Source organism: Paenibacillus sp. Y916 (assembly GCF_056786435.1).
Genome location: NZ_JBXCJA010000003.1, coordinates 151,796 through 169,364 on the forward strand (window position 1 = coordinate 151,796; position 17,569 = coordinate 169,364).

A 17,569-nucleotide genomic window follows, 5' to 3' on the forward strand; every position below is an offset into this window, starting at 1 on the left:
AGTTTACTAATGTAAGAGCATTATAGAAGCAAAGGCTACCGATCATCGGCAGCCTTTGCTTCTAAGTGAAGTCTTTAATCTTAAAGTATTTAACAACGGTAGTGATGAGTTGGATGCCCAGAACTATTCCTATAATAGAGAGCATTCCTTTTGTAGCATGTGGCCAAACCGTTTGGACTGTTTGCAATGCATCGCTATTATTCAGTGTCAGATCGGTTTGTGCTATTTGTTGCAGGAAATGAGGATTCCATATGGATATATCCGAAAACATGAACACTGCCAGTACGAAATGGAGTAAGATCACCACAATATCAAATGCAATGAGTTTGATAGTCCATTTTCCCCAAATGATCTTCATGATATCACTGAGTATGCTTATAGCAAATACGATCCAAATGAACGGAAGAAACTCTAGGAATACTTGTTCATCAAAAATGGGTATAATCGTTCGAATACTAGCATCTCGAGAAAACCATACACCAAAAAGATTGATCGAGAAGGTCAACAGAACTAGAAAAATAATGGTAAAGGCGATACTTACAATGGGATCGGACAATTTAATTCTGACCCGCTGATCGGGTAGGGGAGGTAAATCGGATGGTGTCCATGTATTTCTACTGAGTTTTATTTTGTTAGCGCCCTTATATTCTACTAAGAAGAAGATGATCGTCACCCAGGCAAATCCTTGGAAGCAACCCGATATGATTGAACTTAGATAGCTTGTGAACTGATCTGGTATCTGAGCGGGATTTAGAACAGTCTCAATCACAAAGGCAACTGTTATAGCAATTGCGATCGCTGCGAGCGTTATCTTGAGAACGAATAGATAAGTCGGGAAGAGTTCCGGACTGACCAGATACCTCTTACTTTCCCTATATTTATCCGCCAAGTCGCTTGGGTCTCCAAGCTCCAGAAGCACTTCTTCGACGTCTACCTGGGTAGCTTCTCCACCTTGAATCCGCTCTTCAACCATATCCTCAATTAATCCTTGTAGTTCTTTCTCTATGTCTGCTCTCTGCTGTTCAGGTAATTTTTGCGTTACGGCATGAATATACCTTTTAACTACTTCCATCGTCGCTTCCTCCTCGAATTAAGCTTTCAAGGCTGACCGTCATGACTTCCCATTCCTGGCATAACTGACGGTAAACCTCCTTACCAGTAGGACTTAACAAGTAGTACTTTCGAGGTCTAGATTCATTGGTATCCCACTTGCTTTCAAGCAATTCTTGCTTCTCCAACCTGCGTAATAGAGGGTACATGGTGCCTGGATCGATGGTAATCCCCTTTTCCTCTAAAATAGAGACGAGAGAGTAACCGTATTGCGGTTCGGATAATTGACTGAGCACGCCGATAATGATCGTTCCGCGCCGCATCTCCTGTGTCAATCCATTGATTGTCTCTTTAATATCCATGAAACATCAGCTCCTGTTATTAGTATACTGTATGCCACACACTATTGTAAATAATACATTAAGAATAAATTTGGACTATATATGTAGTCTTGAAATAGGCGGTGTATGAATCGCCATAAGTGAAAAGTATGAATGTCATCATGTTGGCCCCATCCAGCAAATCCCTAGTTTCTTTCATTATTCTTTCATTGCACTCTGTTACCATTCATAACAAGAGAATATCAATATTGAAATGATGGGGGAATGAAATGAGACGATTTATGAAGTTTTTTCTTGTTACAGCGCTAGTGCTGTCAACTTTAGGAGGGAATTTGGCGGCTTCGCCTGTTGCGAATGCAGCAGCAGCAGATACGTCAGTGAAGTTCGAGGAGATTGATATGGGGTGGGCCGAGGATGCGTTCACCTTTCCTAATCGGGGAGGCATGGAGAAAGTTCAGCAGATGGAGTCGAGCTCGACGGATGATCTATTCGTCATTGCCCAGCTACCTATGGGGAACAAAAGAGACATCTTCCATTTCGGAACGGATGGCACGTATCATGGCTTACTAGTCGATCGAGATCAACTTGCTAGGGAGGTGGCTGGGGCTTCTTGGCTGGCCGGTGGCGCATTGGACTTCTATCCTGAGCAGATTGTATTCTCAGAGGAAGCAGACGGAAATTATTTATATATCATTCACAAACAAAGCGATACGGTCCGTCCGATGTTGAAGTATGATTTGGACGCAAAGACGATCGTGGATGATGAAGTCGTTATATTCTCTGAAGAGATCACATCCATTCAGAAAGTATACGATGGATTGATGTACGCAGCAGCAAATCAAATGGATAAGTATTATACCATTGACCCTACAGACGCGAATCCTAGCATCACGACAAATACGACGACCTGGGGTAAATCTATTAACAGCATTGTGAAGGAGCCCGCGGGAAGCTTTGTGGTTAAGCAAAATGCTTATGTAATGGGCAATTACAATCCAGCATTTTCTTGCGATGTAGGCTGCATCCAGCTCGACGGATGGGACTTTTCATCATTGTCCGTTTCAGCGGACGGCTCGCATGTGATGGGGGTAGCCGTACATAATAATCAGGCTAATGTGTATTTGAATGGGACGCAGCAATATGGTATCGACTTGCATGAGTATTCCGCTGAAAGTGCTATTATTGAAGTCGATAATCAAGGTACCCTATATGTTAATACGACATATGGTAGTGATATCTTAGTCTATGAGTATGATTCGTCCAGCAATACGTATAAACTAACCGGATCCATTGGGAGTGAGCGAGAGACTAGCTATACAGATGCTGATTTGAAAATCGCCCTAGCTGAGAACGGTCATGTTTTTATTTTGGATTATTATGAAGGAAGGCTGGATGAATACGATGCATCAGGTTTATATGTTCGGAGTATGCCTCGCAACTTGGGTCATCAGCTATACAATTTAGCCTATTATAATGGGCATTTGTATGCCGTTGATTTGAATCAGAATGGGGCTGTTGTCGTTATCTCTACGAATGATTTAAGCATCATTGATACGATGTGGGAAGAGGTTTATGATATTATATTTACCCCTGATGGGCAGTTATTAGTCGCACTGGAGAATGAGATTCAGCAATATTCGGTCAATCCTTCTAATAATGAGCTGACTCTGATACATACCTATCCATTCATAGGCTACAGTCTTTCTATGCATACGGACGGTGAGCATGTGACGATTGCTGATGCACACAGCGGCTGGATTCATATTATTAATTATAAAACGTATCAATCGAGCCAGTTGAAGAAGGATTATACCTATTCAATGATTTGGCTGGACTCCTCAGGGCTGATGGCTCAGAAAGACTATAATGGTGGTTGGCAAATTACCCATCCAGACTCTGGGGTACTTTATAAGGCTTCAGAAGTTAGTTACGGGGATAGTCCACTATATATTGGCGATCGGCAAATGATGTTTCCGAAAACCTATTATGATGAAGTCAAACAGGAAATACGGACAGAGCTAGTTGGTCTGCGGATCGTTGCTCCTAATCTGGAAGATGTCCCTGTGTTCTCCAATGTGCAGGATGAGCGTCAGGTCATAACAGGAACATCAGTTGTAGGGAATACGCTGGACTTGGGCATCGACTTTCCAATGAATGGAGAAATAGTGCGAAGGTTAAAAATAGATCGATCCTCCAAAACAGATATATACTTCGAGGAATACCCGCTTATTGGAATCAATTTCGCAAAGTCTCCCGGTCAGATCTATCATGCTGTGGTCGGTGGGCAAGTGGGTAAACGCCAAGCTATTCTCCAATTTAACAATATAAATAATGATTGGAAAGAAGGTACTGTTCAATTTATCTTCTTCGAAGAAACAGGCGAGATTCAAGCTCAGTTTGAGAAGCATCAGCCAAGTGATGGGGAAGAAATCAATTTAAGAGAAACGATTGATTGGAGTGAAACCAGGACTTGGCCAATACATCTAAGATCAGGAGAGACGATGCGCTTCATACCGAAGCGAGCGGAGTTTATTATACTCACTGGAGGAGAATACGTACCTGTTGTCCTAGAATCCACTCTGGGAAGACCTTTGGCACCGGATTTACAGACACCAGCCTTCGGTACGGTATTTCCTGAGGACACGCCAGAGGTTACCTTCACCTGGGATAACCCAAATGCGGATGCGGATTATGACCGAACGATCGTATTAGTGGCAACGGATCCGAAATTTAAAAATGTAGTGGAAACAAAGGAATTAACAAATGAAACGTCATTTACGATGGATACGAGTCATTTATATGCTGGGATTCCTTATTACTGGAAGGTAGTAGCTGCGAAGACGGGCGATGTAGTCTTTGACTATTCAGCGAATGGAGCCTTCAGTATAGAGAACTGGTCCGTCTCTCTAGCCATAGATGATGAGGAAGCGACATCAGCATATGGAACGTATGAAGTGTTATCCAGTGATTTGGATCAATTTATTGAAAGCGGAATTGCGGTCAGTACGTCACCGAATCCATCGGTTACAGATGCAGTCTATTCCACCGCATTGCAGAGTCCGGGGCAGCAGCGTATCGAACTAACGGGGCTGCAACCAGATACAACATACTATGCTCGCTCGTATGCAGTAACCGAATGGGACACGCGCTACAGCGGCAACATAAGCTTCACAACACTTCCTTTCGTTCATCCTGTTTCATTAGCAGGGATTTCTTTCTCTCTGACTGTTGTAGAGAATGTATATCATGCGACTATACCGTATGAGATATCGAGTACCCAAGCAACATACGACCAAACGTTAAATATCACGGATGCGAGATTGTATATGAATCAGACCGAGCTTATGTGGGAAGATAATATACCGCTTCAAGTAGGCTTGAATACATTCCGGGCTGAAATGTTGCTGGATGGAACACCTCAGATTTATACGATCAACGTCACTAGAGAGCCAGCGCGACCTAATGTGGTCCCACCGATTGGACCGTCAGGCGGGCCAACAAATACTTCAGTCAATGCACAGCAATCGGTAAAGCAGGAATATGACATTCGAGTGAATGGTGTCGGTCATAAAGCCACATTAGTCAGTGACGAATGGATCATCGCTTCAACAGCTACTGAGGAAAGCATTGTCGTTGAGATTGAGAAGCGAGCATGGGATCAATTGTTTGTTCCCCAAGGATTCGTCCAGGTGGAGCATCAAGAGGTTGTCTATCGCTTTCCGATTACAGAAATCACTACTGATTCGGTATTGAAGCAGCTTCAGGCAACGGAGCAATCGAATCTATTGTTTGTACTCTCGATGAAATGGGAGAAGGATAAGCTTGGGGAAATCGTACCTTTGGATGGGATGGAAGTGGTGAATACCCCGATATCCTTAGCTCTCCAAGTGAAGTATGAGAATCGGTCTGCTTCGATTGAACGACTCGCTAAGTTCGCGAAGCTTCGGCTTCCGGTGAAGGATGCTAACTTTACGACCGCTGTGGAATGGAGACCCAATGGCTTAGCACATATTCCAACGAGAAAAGTGCAACAAGGAAATCAATGGTTTGCTGAGATTAGCAACACAACCAATGGTATATTCACACTTGTACAGTACAAGGACTCTTTTCATGATGTAGGAGGAAATTGGTCGCAACGGATTTTGGAAGATATGGCTTCTCGTGTCATTGCCAGCGGCTTTGAGGACGGTAGCTATCAGCCGAACACTTGGGTGACCAGAGCCCAGTTTGCCGCGTTTGCTGTACGGACGTTTGGCTTTGGAGTGATGTCTTATGATCGTCGATTCGATGATGTTGCATCAACGGATTGGTATGCAGATGCTGTTGAAACAGCTGTACAATACGGAATCATCCAAGGCTATGGGGATCGTACATTCCGAGGTGAGGATTTGATCACACGGGAGCAGGCGATTGCTATGCTGACTCGGATCACGAAGATGATGGAGTTGCGAACAGAAGCATCGATAGATCACCTTCAAGAGTACGAGGATGCAGATGTGGTATCTGAATGGGCGAAGGCGGATATTAATATGGCACTTGCGCTTGGTATCATAGAGGGGCGCGGTAAAGCTAAGTTATCTCCTGATGCCTGGATGACCCGTGCGGAAATGGCTGCGATCTTCTACAGATGGTTGACTGATATCGATCGGTAGTAGAGCTATCCGCTGTAAAAGAGATCGAACTAAATAAAGCCGAAATGAGCGCTGTGATGGTGCTTGTTTCGGTTTTATTTTATTTGAAATTTGAAGGGTCTTACATTGCACGTGATAGTTTCGTATACTATATTGAGAGAATCGCGGATGAATTTATTCGTCTTCTTATGTCAAAATTAAGGGGAACTACCCCATGGATCCTACTATAGAGCTTGTTTTGATGATTGCTTCGTTGATCATGATGGGCATCATTTTATTCTTTATGTATAGGTTTAGAAGAGAACGCGGAGTAACTTACCTCATGGGCTTGATCGTATGCCGAATTATATACTCCATTGGTATCATTATGGAGAAAAGCAGCTATGAATTAATGGAAAAGCTTCTTTTTCGCAATATTCAGAATACAGCACTTAATTTTATCGTACCTTTCTTTATCCTATTCGTGTATCACTTGATTGGTCGCGACAAAATATTAAAGCCTCGATGGAAGATCATACTGTTCTCGGTATTCGCACTCTGGTCGTTACTGTCGTGGTTTGATCCCGCGCTTCATGTGATCTATCGTACGATTGAAATGTATAACGGTCATTTAGCCACGACGAGGACGATCTATTCAGTCGCTTTCTCAGTCACTTGTTACTGTGTTCTGGCTATATGTCTTTATATTCTATTACAGTATGTACGGAATATCCGTAGCGACTTTCGTAGACCAGGGATGTTGATTCTGTTTCTAAGTTCATTTCCACTTGTGCTTGAGATACTCAAATTCACGAATCCTGCGTGGTCATCCTGGTTACTTTCGCTGTCGGTTTACTGTGGAATTATCGGAACGATTATGCTGGTCATTACATTGCGGATTAAGTTCTTCTCTACCGTTCCGATTGCTAGAAATATTGTGCTTGATACGCTGCAGGAAAGTATTGTGATAGCGAATGCTTCGGGTAAGATTATCGATAGTAATAAACAGGCTTCCCAATGGTTCTCAGAGATGGGGTGTGATACTATTTACGGTCGGAATATGGTGGAGCTATTGGCGCCTTGGCCGGAATGGTATAAGCTATGCAAGTCCATGCAACAGGGGCGTGTAGAGATCGCTACCTGGGTGGATGGAGAAAGAAAGGTTTACAGCGTGAACGTATATCCGCTACGTATATTAGGTAAGCAGGGGCAGGGTAGTATTTCCCTTATGGTTGATATTACGGAGAAAGAGCGGCATCTAGAGCAGGTTGCACAGCTCAACCAGTTGAAGGATCAGTTGTTTACGATTGTGTCACATGATATTCGCAGTCCATTGGCTTTGCAATTTCAACTCGTGGAGTTGTTGGAAGAAGATAGAGAGCGTTTCGATTCTGAACATCGGGAAATCATTGAGACGTTAGGTGACCAGATTCGCAATACACTTGGAATGGCTAATAATTTGTTAGAATGGTTCCGCAGTCAGAGAGAAGACATGGCACTTCGTCCACAGTTATTGGAGTTGTCTGAGGTTGTGGAGGATTGTTGTCATATGCTACATATTAAAAGTGAGGCTAAACAGATAAGCGTGAATCACACGATTGCCTCAGGCACTCGAGTATATGCTGACCGTGAAGCACTTGGCTTAATTATCCGTAATTTATTATCCAATGCCATCAAATTTACCGGATTGGGTGGTTCAGTTCATGTGTATACCCGGGTATCAGGGGATATGATTACTATTTCCATCAGCGATAACGGAGTGGGAATGGAAGAGGAGCAGGTTCGCCAGCTATTTGCTGAGAAGCAGCTCAACTCACTGGCCGGCACTATGGGAGAAAAAGGAGCGGGACTTGGACTGATCGTCACTCGGCAGTTCGTGCAGCTAAGCGGTGGAAGTCTATGGGCGGAGAGCAGACCAGGGCAAGGAAGCGTATTTCACTTCACTATGAGAGGCGGGACAGAGTGATGAAAGTTCTCATCGTTGATGATGAGCCTGCCATGTTGTTGGCTATGAAACGATTGTTGTCGAATATCGAAGACGTGGAACTTGTCGGAAGCTTCCAAAATGCGGCAGATGTTCTAGCCTTCGTACGAGACAGCGATGTGGATCTCGCATTCTTGGACATTCAGATTGCTGCGGACGATGGATTGGAGTTGGCACGTAGCTTGCGTTCGCTTCGAAGTGATCTCGACATTGTGTTTACAACCTCCCATACGGATTTTGCTATTGAAGCCTACGATGTGTATCCATTGGACTATATGGTTAAGCCGATTTCGAGAAGGCGTCTGACGGAGACGATAACTAGAGCAGCTAATAGACGGAGTGTCTCTTCATCCGATACGGCTACCAACCTTACACTTAATAGGCTGATTGTTCGGGGAATGGGTTGCTTCGAGGCTAGTAGTAAGCAAGCGGGTGCAGTGAAATGGATGTCTAAGAAAAGCATGGAGCTATTCGGCTATCTGCTCGTTTACCGAGGCCGAAGTGTGGCCAAAATGCGAATTGTGGAAGATATCTTTCCGGGGATGCCCCTTAAGAATGCGGAAGCGTATCTCAATACCGTCGTCTATCAGCTTAGGAAAGTGTTATCGATGCATGGATTTAAGGAAATGGTCATTTCATCGCAAGAACAGTACCGTGTAGACTTGGATCAAACGGATGTCGACTTTATTCAATTCGAGCAAATGGTGAAGGGGTTATCCGAAATCAATGCAGCCAATGAAACGAAGGCCATAGAGTTGGAGAGACAGTTTTTTGGCGAGTTGTTCGAGGATAAACTTTATGTGTGGGCCATTGTAGAACATGAGCGGTTAGTGATGGTTTATCAAGCTTTTGCTAAACGTCTTGCAAATTGGCTATTAGTTCAGAAGCGGTTTAGAGAAGCGGAGCAAATTGCGAGAAGAATAGTAGCCCGTAATGAATATGAAGAAGAGTCAAATTTACTGCTGCTGAATATATTCGGAGCGATGGGAGATCGGCAGTCCTTACATAACTATTATGAGCACTATACGCAATTGATGTTTCAAGAACTTGGCCTGCGGCCTTCATCGAATTTCCACCAACTGTATGAACAATATCAGTGATCACCTCCTCATATATTGAGGGGTGTTTTTTGAAATTATCATTTGCGGAGCAACCTTTTTTATTTGGTTAATGACACTAGTATTGCATTAAAGGCCATACTTATCTAGCAAAGCTATCATAGTCAAACAGGAACTGCCATATTCTCGCCATAGCCTTTAACTGGGCCCAGCAGATCATGGAGGATACAACAAATACTAGAGCAAAGAATAAAAGCACAACGGCTTTCATGATTTGCGTCCGTTTGCTGTCTGGTTTCTTGCGAACTTTGCTGGGTAAGCCGTCCGGTCGCTTAAATAGGATCCATGTTCCTACTACGGAGCCGGTGCCCAGGATACCAAAAAGTAGAAAGGTAGCAACCCGTTCAGCTGCGTAAGCGATTAACTCTGTGCCTTCTAGACCGGGGACGAGATCCATGAACCAAGGGTAGATAGCAGCGACGAAAAGGGAGACAATAAACAACACCTGTACCGGCTTCAATATCCGGTCGAACAGTTTGGATAGTAGCCCAGGTGGGTTCTTTTTCTGTTCCCGGCGTACGCGGCGCTCGGTGTTTCTTCGTTCAATCATTGCTCGTTTGGATTTCATGGCCGCCTTGTCTCCTCTGGTCTTGGTACTTGTTTGTAATACTAAGAATAGCAGAGGGGGGCGGGCTGGACAATCAAAGAACAGGAGTAACCGCGAAGGGGTCCCTGTTCTTTACTATCTCCCTGTATTAAGGGAACTTTACATTGCGCTACGGATAATTTCCATTACTTCTTCTAATGTTGGTTTGCGCGGATTCGTTGCTGCAGTAACGTCTTTCATTGCATTTGTAGCTAATGTTTCGATGTCTTCTTCTTTTGCACCTAATTGTGTAAATCCTGTTGGAATACCAAGATCATGAGCAAGTTGTACAATTGCCGTAATTGCTAATTCAGCTGCATCACGTGTACTTAAACCTTCTATGTTCTCACCTAGATACTTAGCAATCTCAGCGAAGCGTTCTATGCGGGCAATTAAGTTAAAGCGGCAGACATGCGGGAGTAGAATGGCATTACACACACCGTGTGGAAGGTTGTAGAAACCACCGAACTGGTGGGCAATTGCGTGCACATAACCGAGTGATGCGTTATTGAAGGCCATACCTGCTAGAAATTGCGCATAGATCATTTGTTCACGAGCTTCCATATCTTGTCCATTAGCAACGGCACGTGGCAAATATTTAGGGATGAGTTCCATTGTTTTCACTGCACAAGCATCAGTGATCGGTGTCGCATTTGTAGAAACATAAGCTTCGATCGCATGTGTTAATGCATCTAAACCAGTAGCTGCTGTTAAACTAGGCGGCATACCAACCATTAATTCAGGGTCATTAATAGAAACAAGTGGTGTAACATGTGTGTCGATTATAGCCATTTTTACTTTTCTGCTCGTATCCGTAATAATGGTGAACTTAGTCATCTCACTAGCCGTACCTGCAGTTGTGTTAATTGAAATTAAGGGGACTAATGGCTTTTTAGATTTATTTACACCTTCATAGTCATGTATTCTCCCGCCGTTAGAAGCGACAAGACCAATCCCCTTTGCAGCGTCATGTGCGCTTCCACCACCTAAAGAAATAATGGAATCGCAGTTTTCAGTTTGATATGCTTCTAAGCCGTGTTCTACGTTTTTATCTGTCGGGTTTGGTTCTGCTTTAGGATAAATTGAGACCTCTAAGCCAGCCTTACGAATGATTCCCGCTATTTGTTCTGAAAGCCCTAATTTATGCAGACCATCATCTGTAACGATCAAAGGCTTTTTATAACCTAAATTTTTTAATTGTTCACCAACTTCATTGATGGCTCCTTGTCCAAATAAATTGACAGTAGGCATATTGAATTCGCTTTTTATATTTAACACATGCTTCCTCCTAAAATTAAAGTGATTATTATTATCCCATCACTCCGTTTTTATTATTCAGGACTCGAAGGGTAAAGGTGTGTCGAAACCATGCTATTTGATCTATAAAATGACATATTCAACTAAGGAACTTAATCCGCCTGTCTATAGGTCGGTAGAGGATGGAACTGGGTCTAGTAACGACTCAGCATCAATTGGGTTTTTAGCCCGTCTGCCGGAATGAGCCAGCCCTTATCATTTAAGCTGTTAATGAGTGCTGTACGGTTAATGCTGGTAATTAATAGATGGGAGATAAGAATTTTTAAAACCTAGATGGAGTTCATCAATAAACTTCTCGGTTAATCGGGATTCATAGCGATCCTTGTTATAGCAGCAATAGATGGAACGCTGGAAATGAGCATTAGGTATTTGTCGCATGAGCAAGTGTCCTCGCTTAAGCTCGTCTTGTACAGCTAGACCTGAAATAAAGGCAATATGTCGGCCCCGTTGCACGGTCTGCTTGATGGCTTCGATCGAATCTAGCTCGATCGGACCAATGAGGCCAACCCGGTGATCGTTCAGCCACCTCGTTGTCATTTCCCTCGTACTCGAGTCTTTACCGTGAAGAACAAAGTTAGCCGTCGCTATCAAGCCTGGATTGAGCACTTCATAGGAAGCCAAATGATGATCAGGTGAAAAAATGACAACTAGCTCATCCTCGCAGAGGCTCTGAGTAGATAAGAAAGACATCTCAAAAGGCTCAGAGGAGATAATCCCCAAATCGATCTCATGATTCCAAAGCTTCTCTTTAATAATAGGTGCTGGCTTAACCAGTACCGATAATTCAATGCCGGGATTCGCCTTGGAGAAATTGCTCAATATCTCCGGTAACACGTAGGTAGCGGGAACATAGCTAGCACCAATGGTGAGGTTTCCTCTTACGAGACTGCCATATTCCATCACGACACGCTCTGCTTCCCGCGTCAACTTATTGATGCGGGAGGCATAATGGAGTAGAGCTCTCCCTGGTGCAGTCAACAGGATCTTGTCCGAACGCGACTCAAACAGTTTGACACCCATATGCTGCTCCAATTTTTTCATATGATAGGTGATGGTCGGCTGCTTTAGCTCTAGTGCGTTGGCAACTGTTGTGATTTTCTTATGCTTTTCCAGAAGCTCAACAATTTGATATTTCAGCAAGTTCATGTGCTAACGCCTCCAATTCCGCTTTATCCCCTCACTGTAGCATAGAAAAATTCGATGAATGTTAAAACAAATCCACTAAAAAGTTAATCTTTCCTTTACATAGCTAAGACAAAGGGAGAATAATCCACCATTATACTGATAACAAGACTGATATAAGTTAAAAGAATAGGCAGGTTAACAAAAATGGGAGATATCACTATCCGGCTTTTAGAGAAGTCCTTTGGTTCAGTTCAGGCGCTACGGCCTTCAAACCTGACTATTGCCAAAGGCAGCTTCACTACGCTACTTGGTCCTTCGGGCTGCGGCAAGACAACATTGCTACGGATGCTGGCTGGACTTGAAACTCCCGATGCAGGTGAGATTGTTGTGAATGGAGAGTGCTATTATTCGAGGAATCAACGAATTAATAAGCCAGCTCACCAGCGTAATTTCGGGATGGTATTTCAAGATTTTGCACTTTGGCCGCATATGACTGTTTTTGAAAATGTCGCCTTTGGTCTACGCGCAGCCAAAAGGAAAAAGGGTTTAAAGGAGTCCGTACTTCATGCGCTGAAAACCGTACGACTGGAAGGTAAAGAGATGCGCTTCCCGCATCAACTCTCTGGTGGTCAGCAACAGCGGGTCGCATTTGCTAGGGCGATCATCATGAAGCCACAGCTCGTGCTGTTCGATGAGCCGCTCAGCGCCCTTGATGCTATGCTGCGCGATGAGATGCGGGCTGAGTTATTACATTTAGTCAAGGAGACTGGTGTTACAGCACTCTATGTCACACATGACCAGACAGAAGCGATGAGTATGTCGGATGAGGTTGTGGTGATGAAAGAGGGAGAAATATTACAACGAGGGACGCCTGAACGTATTTATAGCGCCCCAGCACATCCCTTTGTCGCCCAGTTTATAGGCAAGTCAAATTGGCTGATGAAGGATAAACAAATGGTTCGACCCGAGCATATCCGCTGGAGGGAGGAGAACTCTGCTGATCATCGCTTTGAGGGTACGTTACGTCATGCTAGCTACATGGGAGACCGCTACGAAGTTGAGTTGGATATGCATCAGGATCTTGGAATATGGACAGCGTACTCTCCTTCCCGGTTGTCAATCGGTGAGACGATGCAAGTGTATGTATCTCCAGAACATGTACATGATGTCGCACAATAAGAGGTAGTTCAAAAAGTCGACTTTTTGAACACGCATTATAGGTTTTTCCATTATGAATAGGAGGCAATACAAATGAAAATAGCCAAACAGGGTATGATGCTTGCTTTAACAGTATGTATGGGAATAAATTTAGTGGGTTGTGGAGCAGCGGACAACAATGCAAAACCTGCGGAAACAGCACCGGCAAAGTCAGTATCAGCACCGGTTGAGCAGCAAGACGTAGAAAAGAAGTTGAGCGGCACTCTAACTGTCTACAGCGCAGGTCCGGAAGGCTTGGCTAACAAGATCAAGGAAGGTTTTGAAGCTCAAACAGGTGTCAAGGTAGAGATGTTTCAAGGGACAACGGGGAAAATACTCGCTCGTATGGAGGCTGAGAAATCAAATCCAGCAGTAGATGTCGTTGTACTTGCTTCACTACCGGCGATGCAAGGGCTTAATCAGGATGACATGCTCTTGGGATACCCAGAGGCTGCCAACGCAGACAAGCTAATTGCGGATTGGTCTGATAAAGATGGACATTATTTCAGCTATAGCGCATCAGCACTTGGCATCGTCTATAATACGAAGCTTGTTCAGACACCTCCTGTTTCATGGGCGGATTTGGGCCAACCAGAATGGAAGGGAAAAGTGAACATCCCCGATCCATCCTTATCTGGCTCTGCGTTGGATTTCATCTCAGGTTATTTGAGTGATGCAGGGGAGAACGGCTGGACACTCTTTGACAGCTATAAGCAGAACGGTGTAGCGATGGCGGGAGCGAATCAGGAAGCGCTTGACCCGGTGATTACAGGTGCTAAATCTGTTGTTGCAGCTGGTGTTGACTATATGGCTTATAAAGCGAAAGCTGCAGGAGAGCCTATTGATATTGTTTATCCTAAGGAGGGAAGTGTCATCAGCCCGCGGCCAGCAGCTATTATGAAGACGAGCACAAACACCGACAATGCCAAAGCATTTATTGATTATCTGATTTCAGATGAGGCACAAAAGATGGTAGCCAACGCATACTTACTACCAGGTCGCTCGGATGTTGAGGCGAAAGATCGCACGAATGCTAGTGAGATATCCACTTTCAATGTGAACTGGCAATGGATGAATGACAACAGTGATAGTGTTGCAACGAGATTCACACAATTGTTTAAGTAGGATGAGCAGCTCGGTGGTTCGGGCTTAGATGGGTGGTACGACAATGCAAACCAATACTTTCAAATCATATAGATGGATCGGGATAGTGCTGGCACTGCTGTTACTTGGTATGTTGGTGCTAGCACCGCTGATGATGATCTTTTGGACGAGTCTGTATCCTAACCAGACTTTTGATTTACAGGCACCGCTACGTAATATCATGCAGAGCGATCTAAGCGAGGTACTGTTCAATTCCATCTGGTTGGGGTTATGTGTCATTGCCTTAACAACGGTGCTAGCATTTCCGCTGGCGTGGATTATGGCGAAGACGGAACTGCGTCGTCATAAATGGCTTGATATTGTACTACTCATTCCGTTCATGACGCCTCCCTACATTGGTTCGATGGGCTGGATGTTATTTATGCAGACCAACGGTTATATGGAACAATTCATCCCAGCGGCTTCAGCTGTGACCCCTGCGTTCTTTAGCTTCGGGGGGATGGTTACCATTATGGGCTTGCATCTGTTTCCGTTCTTGTATTTGTTGCTTCGCAATTCGCTTCTCCAAATCAGTGGGAATATGGAGGAAGCAGCAGCTGTGCATGGGGGTGGACTCTTCTACCGTATTAGACGGATCATTCTTCCCTTGCTCCTATCGAGTTATGTCATGGGTGCCTTGTTAATCTTCGTCAAAACTATAGCGGAATTTGGCACGCCCGCGACCTTTGGCCGTAAGATTGGCTTCTATGTCATGACATCGGAAATTCATAAATATATTTCGAGTTGGCCGATTGACTTCGGGAAGGCAACGTCACTTGCTTCTGTCCTTCTGGCTTCTTGTTTGGTCATGTGGTACATCCAAAGTGTTATTAGTAGCCGTTATTCTTATCGATTGGTTGGTGGCAAGGGGACTGTTAACAAATATGCTTCCGTTAAGAGTTGGAGAGGTTTTCTGTGCTGGCTCTATATAGGTCTACTATTATTGGCTTCGATTGGGGTTCCATACTTTTCAATTATTACAGCATCGCTACTCAAGCTGCGTGGCGAAAGACTTTCTTGGGGCAATCTAACATGGCAACATTACGCTGATTTATTAACTCCTGGGTCGGAAAGTCTGAATGCGCTGTTGAACAGTTTTGGATTGTCGATCGTTGCATCGACGATTGCGGTCGTGCTAGGCACTTGGTTCGCGTTAACTGTAAAGCGCTCCCGCACACCGGGACAGAAGCTGGTTGACCTGTTCAGCTTACTACCTAATACAGTGCCGGGCATCGTCATTGTTGTAGGATTGATTCTGTTGTGGAATGCCAAATGGATGCCGATTCCGCTGTATAATACGTACGGCATGGTGGTGCTAACCTATGTCATTCTATTCCTTCCCTACACCGTTCAATACGTGAAGTCCAGTTATGGACAGATCGATCCTATGCTAATGCAGGCAGGCCATGTATTTGGCGGACGCAAGTTGTATGTCCTGCGAAGAATTCTGATTCCACTTCTGTTGCCTGGAATGTTAGCCGGGTGGATGATGACCTTTACGATATCCAATCGTGAGTTGGTTGCGTCCTTGCTGATATTGCCGCCCGGAATGAAGACTTCAGCGACATATATCTTCGCCCAGTTCGAGCAGGGGGCGGTATCGATGGGAATGGCGATGGCGGTTATTTCGGTGGGCATAACGACTGCGCTATTGCTTGTCATAACTTATTTTAGTTCAAAACAGAAAGTGGAATAGCCTATGACTCATTTAACCGTTTGGGGAGGGGCCGGAGAACACGGTCGCTCCTGTTATTTATTACAGCATGAAGACCAAGTCATACTACTGGATTGCGGCGGAAAAAAAGAACGTGGCGGCCAGTATCCACTCATAGGTGAAGAAGTTCTACCTCGCCTTAAGGCAGTGTTTCTATCCCATGCTCATGAGGATCATTCGATGGCTATCCCGTTATTATATAAGCATGGATTTAAGGGGCAGGTATGGACAACGCGTACGACTGCACAACAGCTCCCAGTGTATTTTGAAGCATGGGGGCGTTACGCCCGATCTCAGTCTATCGATCTGCCTTATAATGATCGACATATTGCAGCTATTGATTATGTGTTCCTAGAGGATCAATGTGTTTCGGGTCATTGGGTCAAGGTATTCCCTGGATTACGGATGAAATGGGGCCGTAGCGGGCATCTTCCTGGATCGGTGTGGTTTGTACTGGATTGGGCTGGCAAGCTGGTTTACTTTTCGGGGGATTACACGGAAGAGTCCGGCCTACTTGCTGCTGATCGACCTGTGCTTTTGCCAGGACAGCAAGCCCATGCAGATTTGGCAATTATAGATGCAGCTTATGGTGCTGACCCAGATTCTCAGGCGATCGGGCTAGAGGAGCTTGAAAGAGTAACCCAAGAGAAATTGCAGCAGAACGGCACTGTGCTCTATCCTGTGCCGACCTATGGTAGGGGTCAGGAATTACTCGTGTGGGCGAGCGAGACCTTTCCTGAAGCGGATCTTATTGTGGAGCGAGTGCTTATGGAGAAGCTTTTCCAACTTGCTGAGATGCCAGATTGGCTACATGACAATGCGCTTGCACGTATTGAGACGCTGCTTGCCTGCGACAGACTGAACATTGTAGGTGATAAAGAGGCACGCAAGCAGGCGCTTTCCCGAACGAAAGGGGCGATTATCTTTACCGATGACGGTATGATGCAATCTGAAACCGCGCAATGGTACTATAAGCGGCTATCCTGCTCGACGAATAATGCTGTTATTCTGACAGGTCATCTGGCTGCTGGCTCGCATGGTGAGTTGCTATTGAGGACTATTAGCACCGGCGCGCAGGTACATCATGTCCGGTATAAGGTCCATCAAGGCTTGCCGGATGTCCGCAACATGCTGGAGTGGGTTCCGAGCAAAGCCACAGTTCTTGCACATGCCTCCAAGACGCGCACGGATCGTTTGCTCCATGTGCTACGGCATGAAGGTCATCATACGCTTCATTCGCTCTGTCCTGGGGAGATGCTGACTTTTTAAAAATAGAATAAGGCTATAGCGAGTGCGTGTCGATTCTCAATCGGTGCGCACTGTTTTAGTTCATCTTTTGTATAGTAGGGTATAATAAATGGGAAGAAGTAGACCCTAAAAGGGC

Annotated in this window: 12 protein-coding genes; 7 read left to right on the top strand and 5 right to left on the bottom strand. The window is 44.7% G+C overall.

Annotated elements, in window-relative coordinates; translation table 11 throughout:
- Nucleotides 1-61 precede the first annotated feature (61 nt).
- Both AC1TO9_RS08805 and AC1TO9_RS08810 read right to left on the bottom strand, forming a co-directional pair.
- On the bottom strand, nt 62-1,072 hold the full coding sequence (locus AC1TO9_RS08805; RefSeq protein ID WP_482055797.1) for an HAAS signaling domain-containing protein: 1,011 nt from the start codon (nt 1,070-1,072) through the stop codon (nt 62-64).
- Nucleotides 1,059-1,412, bottom strand: coding sequence for a PadR family transcriptional regulator (locus AC1TO9_RS08810; RefSeq protein WP_482055798.1), 354 nt, complete (start codon nt 1,410-1,412; stop codon nt 1,059-1,061). Before AC1TO9_RS08810 ends, AC1TO9_RS08805 begins: the two co-directional genes overlap by 14 nt.
- Before the next feature lie 248 nt (nt 1,413-1,660).
- On the opposite strand from AC1TO9_RS08810, the gene AC1TO9_RS08815 reads away from it, so the two are divergent.
- The 3 genes from AC1TO9_RS08815 to AC1TO9_RS08825 all read left to right on the top strand — a co-directional run bounded on the left by AC1TO9_RS08815 (nt 1,661) and on the right by AC1TO9_RS08825 (nt 9,085).
- Nucleotides 1,661-6,043 carry an S-layer homology domain-containing protein gene (locus tag AC1TO9_RS08815; RefSeq protein ID WP_482055799.1) on the top strand — a complete coding sequence of 1,461 codons (4,383 nt, stop codon included), beginning with the start codon at nt 1,661-1,663 and terminating at the stop codon, nt 6,041-6,043.
- A gap of 193 nt (nt 6,044-6,236) precedes the next feature.
- Nucleotides 6,237-7,967 (top strand): sensor histidine kinase, encoded by a 1,731-nt coding sequence (locus tag AC1TO9_RS08820; protein WP_482055800.1) that lies wholly within the window; start codon nt 6,237-6,239, stop codon nt 7,965-7,967.
- Nucleotides 7,967-9,085 carry a response regulator gene (locus tag AC1TO9_RS08825; protein ID WP_482055961.1) on the top strand — a complete coding sequence of 373 codons (1,119 nt, stop codon included), beginning with the start codon at nt 7,967-7,969 and terminating at the stop codon, nt 9,083-9,085. Before AC1TO9_RS08820 ends, AC1TO9_RS08825 begins: the two co-directional genes overlap by 1 nt.
- A 100-nt stretch (nt 9,086-9,185) precedes the next feature.
- Here the strand turns inward: AC1TO9_RS08825 and AC1TO9_RS08830 are convergent, their stop codons facing one another.
- The 3 genes from AC1TO9_RS08830 to AC1TO9_RS08840 form a co-directional block, all read right to left on the bottom strand.
- Nucleotides 9,186-9,671 carry a hypothetical protein gene (locus AC1TO9_RS08830; protein ID WP_482055801.1) on the bottom strand — a complete coding sequence of 162 codons (486 nt, stop codon included), beginning with the start codon at nt 9,669-9,671 and terminating at the stop codon, nt 9,186-9,188.
- A 138-nt stretch (nt 9,672-9,809) separates the two neighbouring features.
- Nucleotides 9,810-10,940, bottom strand: coding sequence for an iron-containing alcohol dehydrogenase (locus AC1TO9_RS08835; RefSeq protein ID WP_482058921.1), 1,131 nt, complete (start codon nt 10,938-10,940; stop codon nt 9,810-9,812).
- Between the two features lie 291 nt (nt 10,941-11,231).
- A complete protein-coding gene (locus AC1TO9_RS08840; protein WP_482058922.1) occupies nt 11,232-12,152 on the bottom strand; it encodes a LysR substrate-binding domain-containing protein in 921 nt (306 codons plus the stop codon).
- A gap of 183 nt (nt 12,153-12,335) precedes the next feature.
- Between AC1TO9_RS08840 and AC1TO9_RS08845 the strand changes: the two genes are divergently transcribed.
- From AC1TO9_RS08845 to AC1TO9_RS08860, 4 genes are all read left to right on the top strand, one after another.
- The gene (locus AC1TO9_RS08845; protein ID WP_482058923.1) at nt 12,336-13,310 is read left to right on the top strand and encodes an ABC transporter ATP-binding protein; all 975 of its coding nucleotides are present in this window, start codon (nt 12,336-12,338) and stop codon (nt 13,308-13,310) included.
- A gap of 72 nt (nt 13,311-13,382) precedes the next feature.
- Nucleotides 13,383-14,453, top strand: a complete 1,071-nt coding sequence (locus tag AC1TO9_RS08850; RefSeq protein WP_482058924.1) for an ABC transporter substrate-binding protein — start codon at nt 13,383-13,385, stop codon at nt 14,451-14,453.
- Nucleotides 14,454-14,496: 43 nt separating this feature from the next.
- Nucleotides 14,497-16,167, top strand: a complete 1,671-nt coding sequence (locus tag AC1TO9_RS08855) for an ABC transporter permease (protein ID WP_482058925.1) — start codon at nt 14,497-14,499, stop codon at nt 16,165-16,167.
- Between the two features lie 3 nt (nt 16,168-16,170).
- A complete protein-coding gene (locus tag AC1TO9_RS08860; RefSeq protein WP_482058926.1) occupies nt 16,171-17,454 on the top strand; it encodes an MBL fold metallo-hydrolase in 1,284 nt (427 codons plus the stop codon).
- The last annotated feature ends 115 nt before the right edge of the window (nt 17,455-17,569 follow it).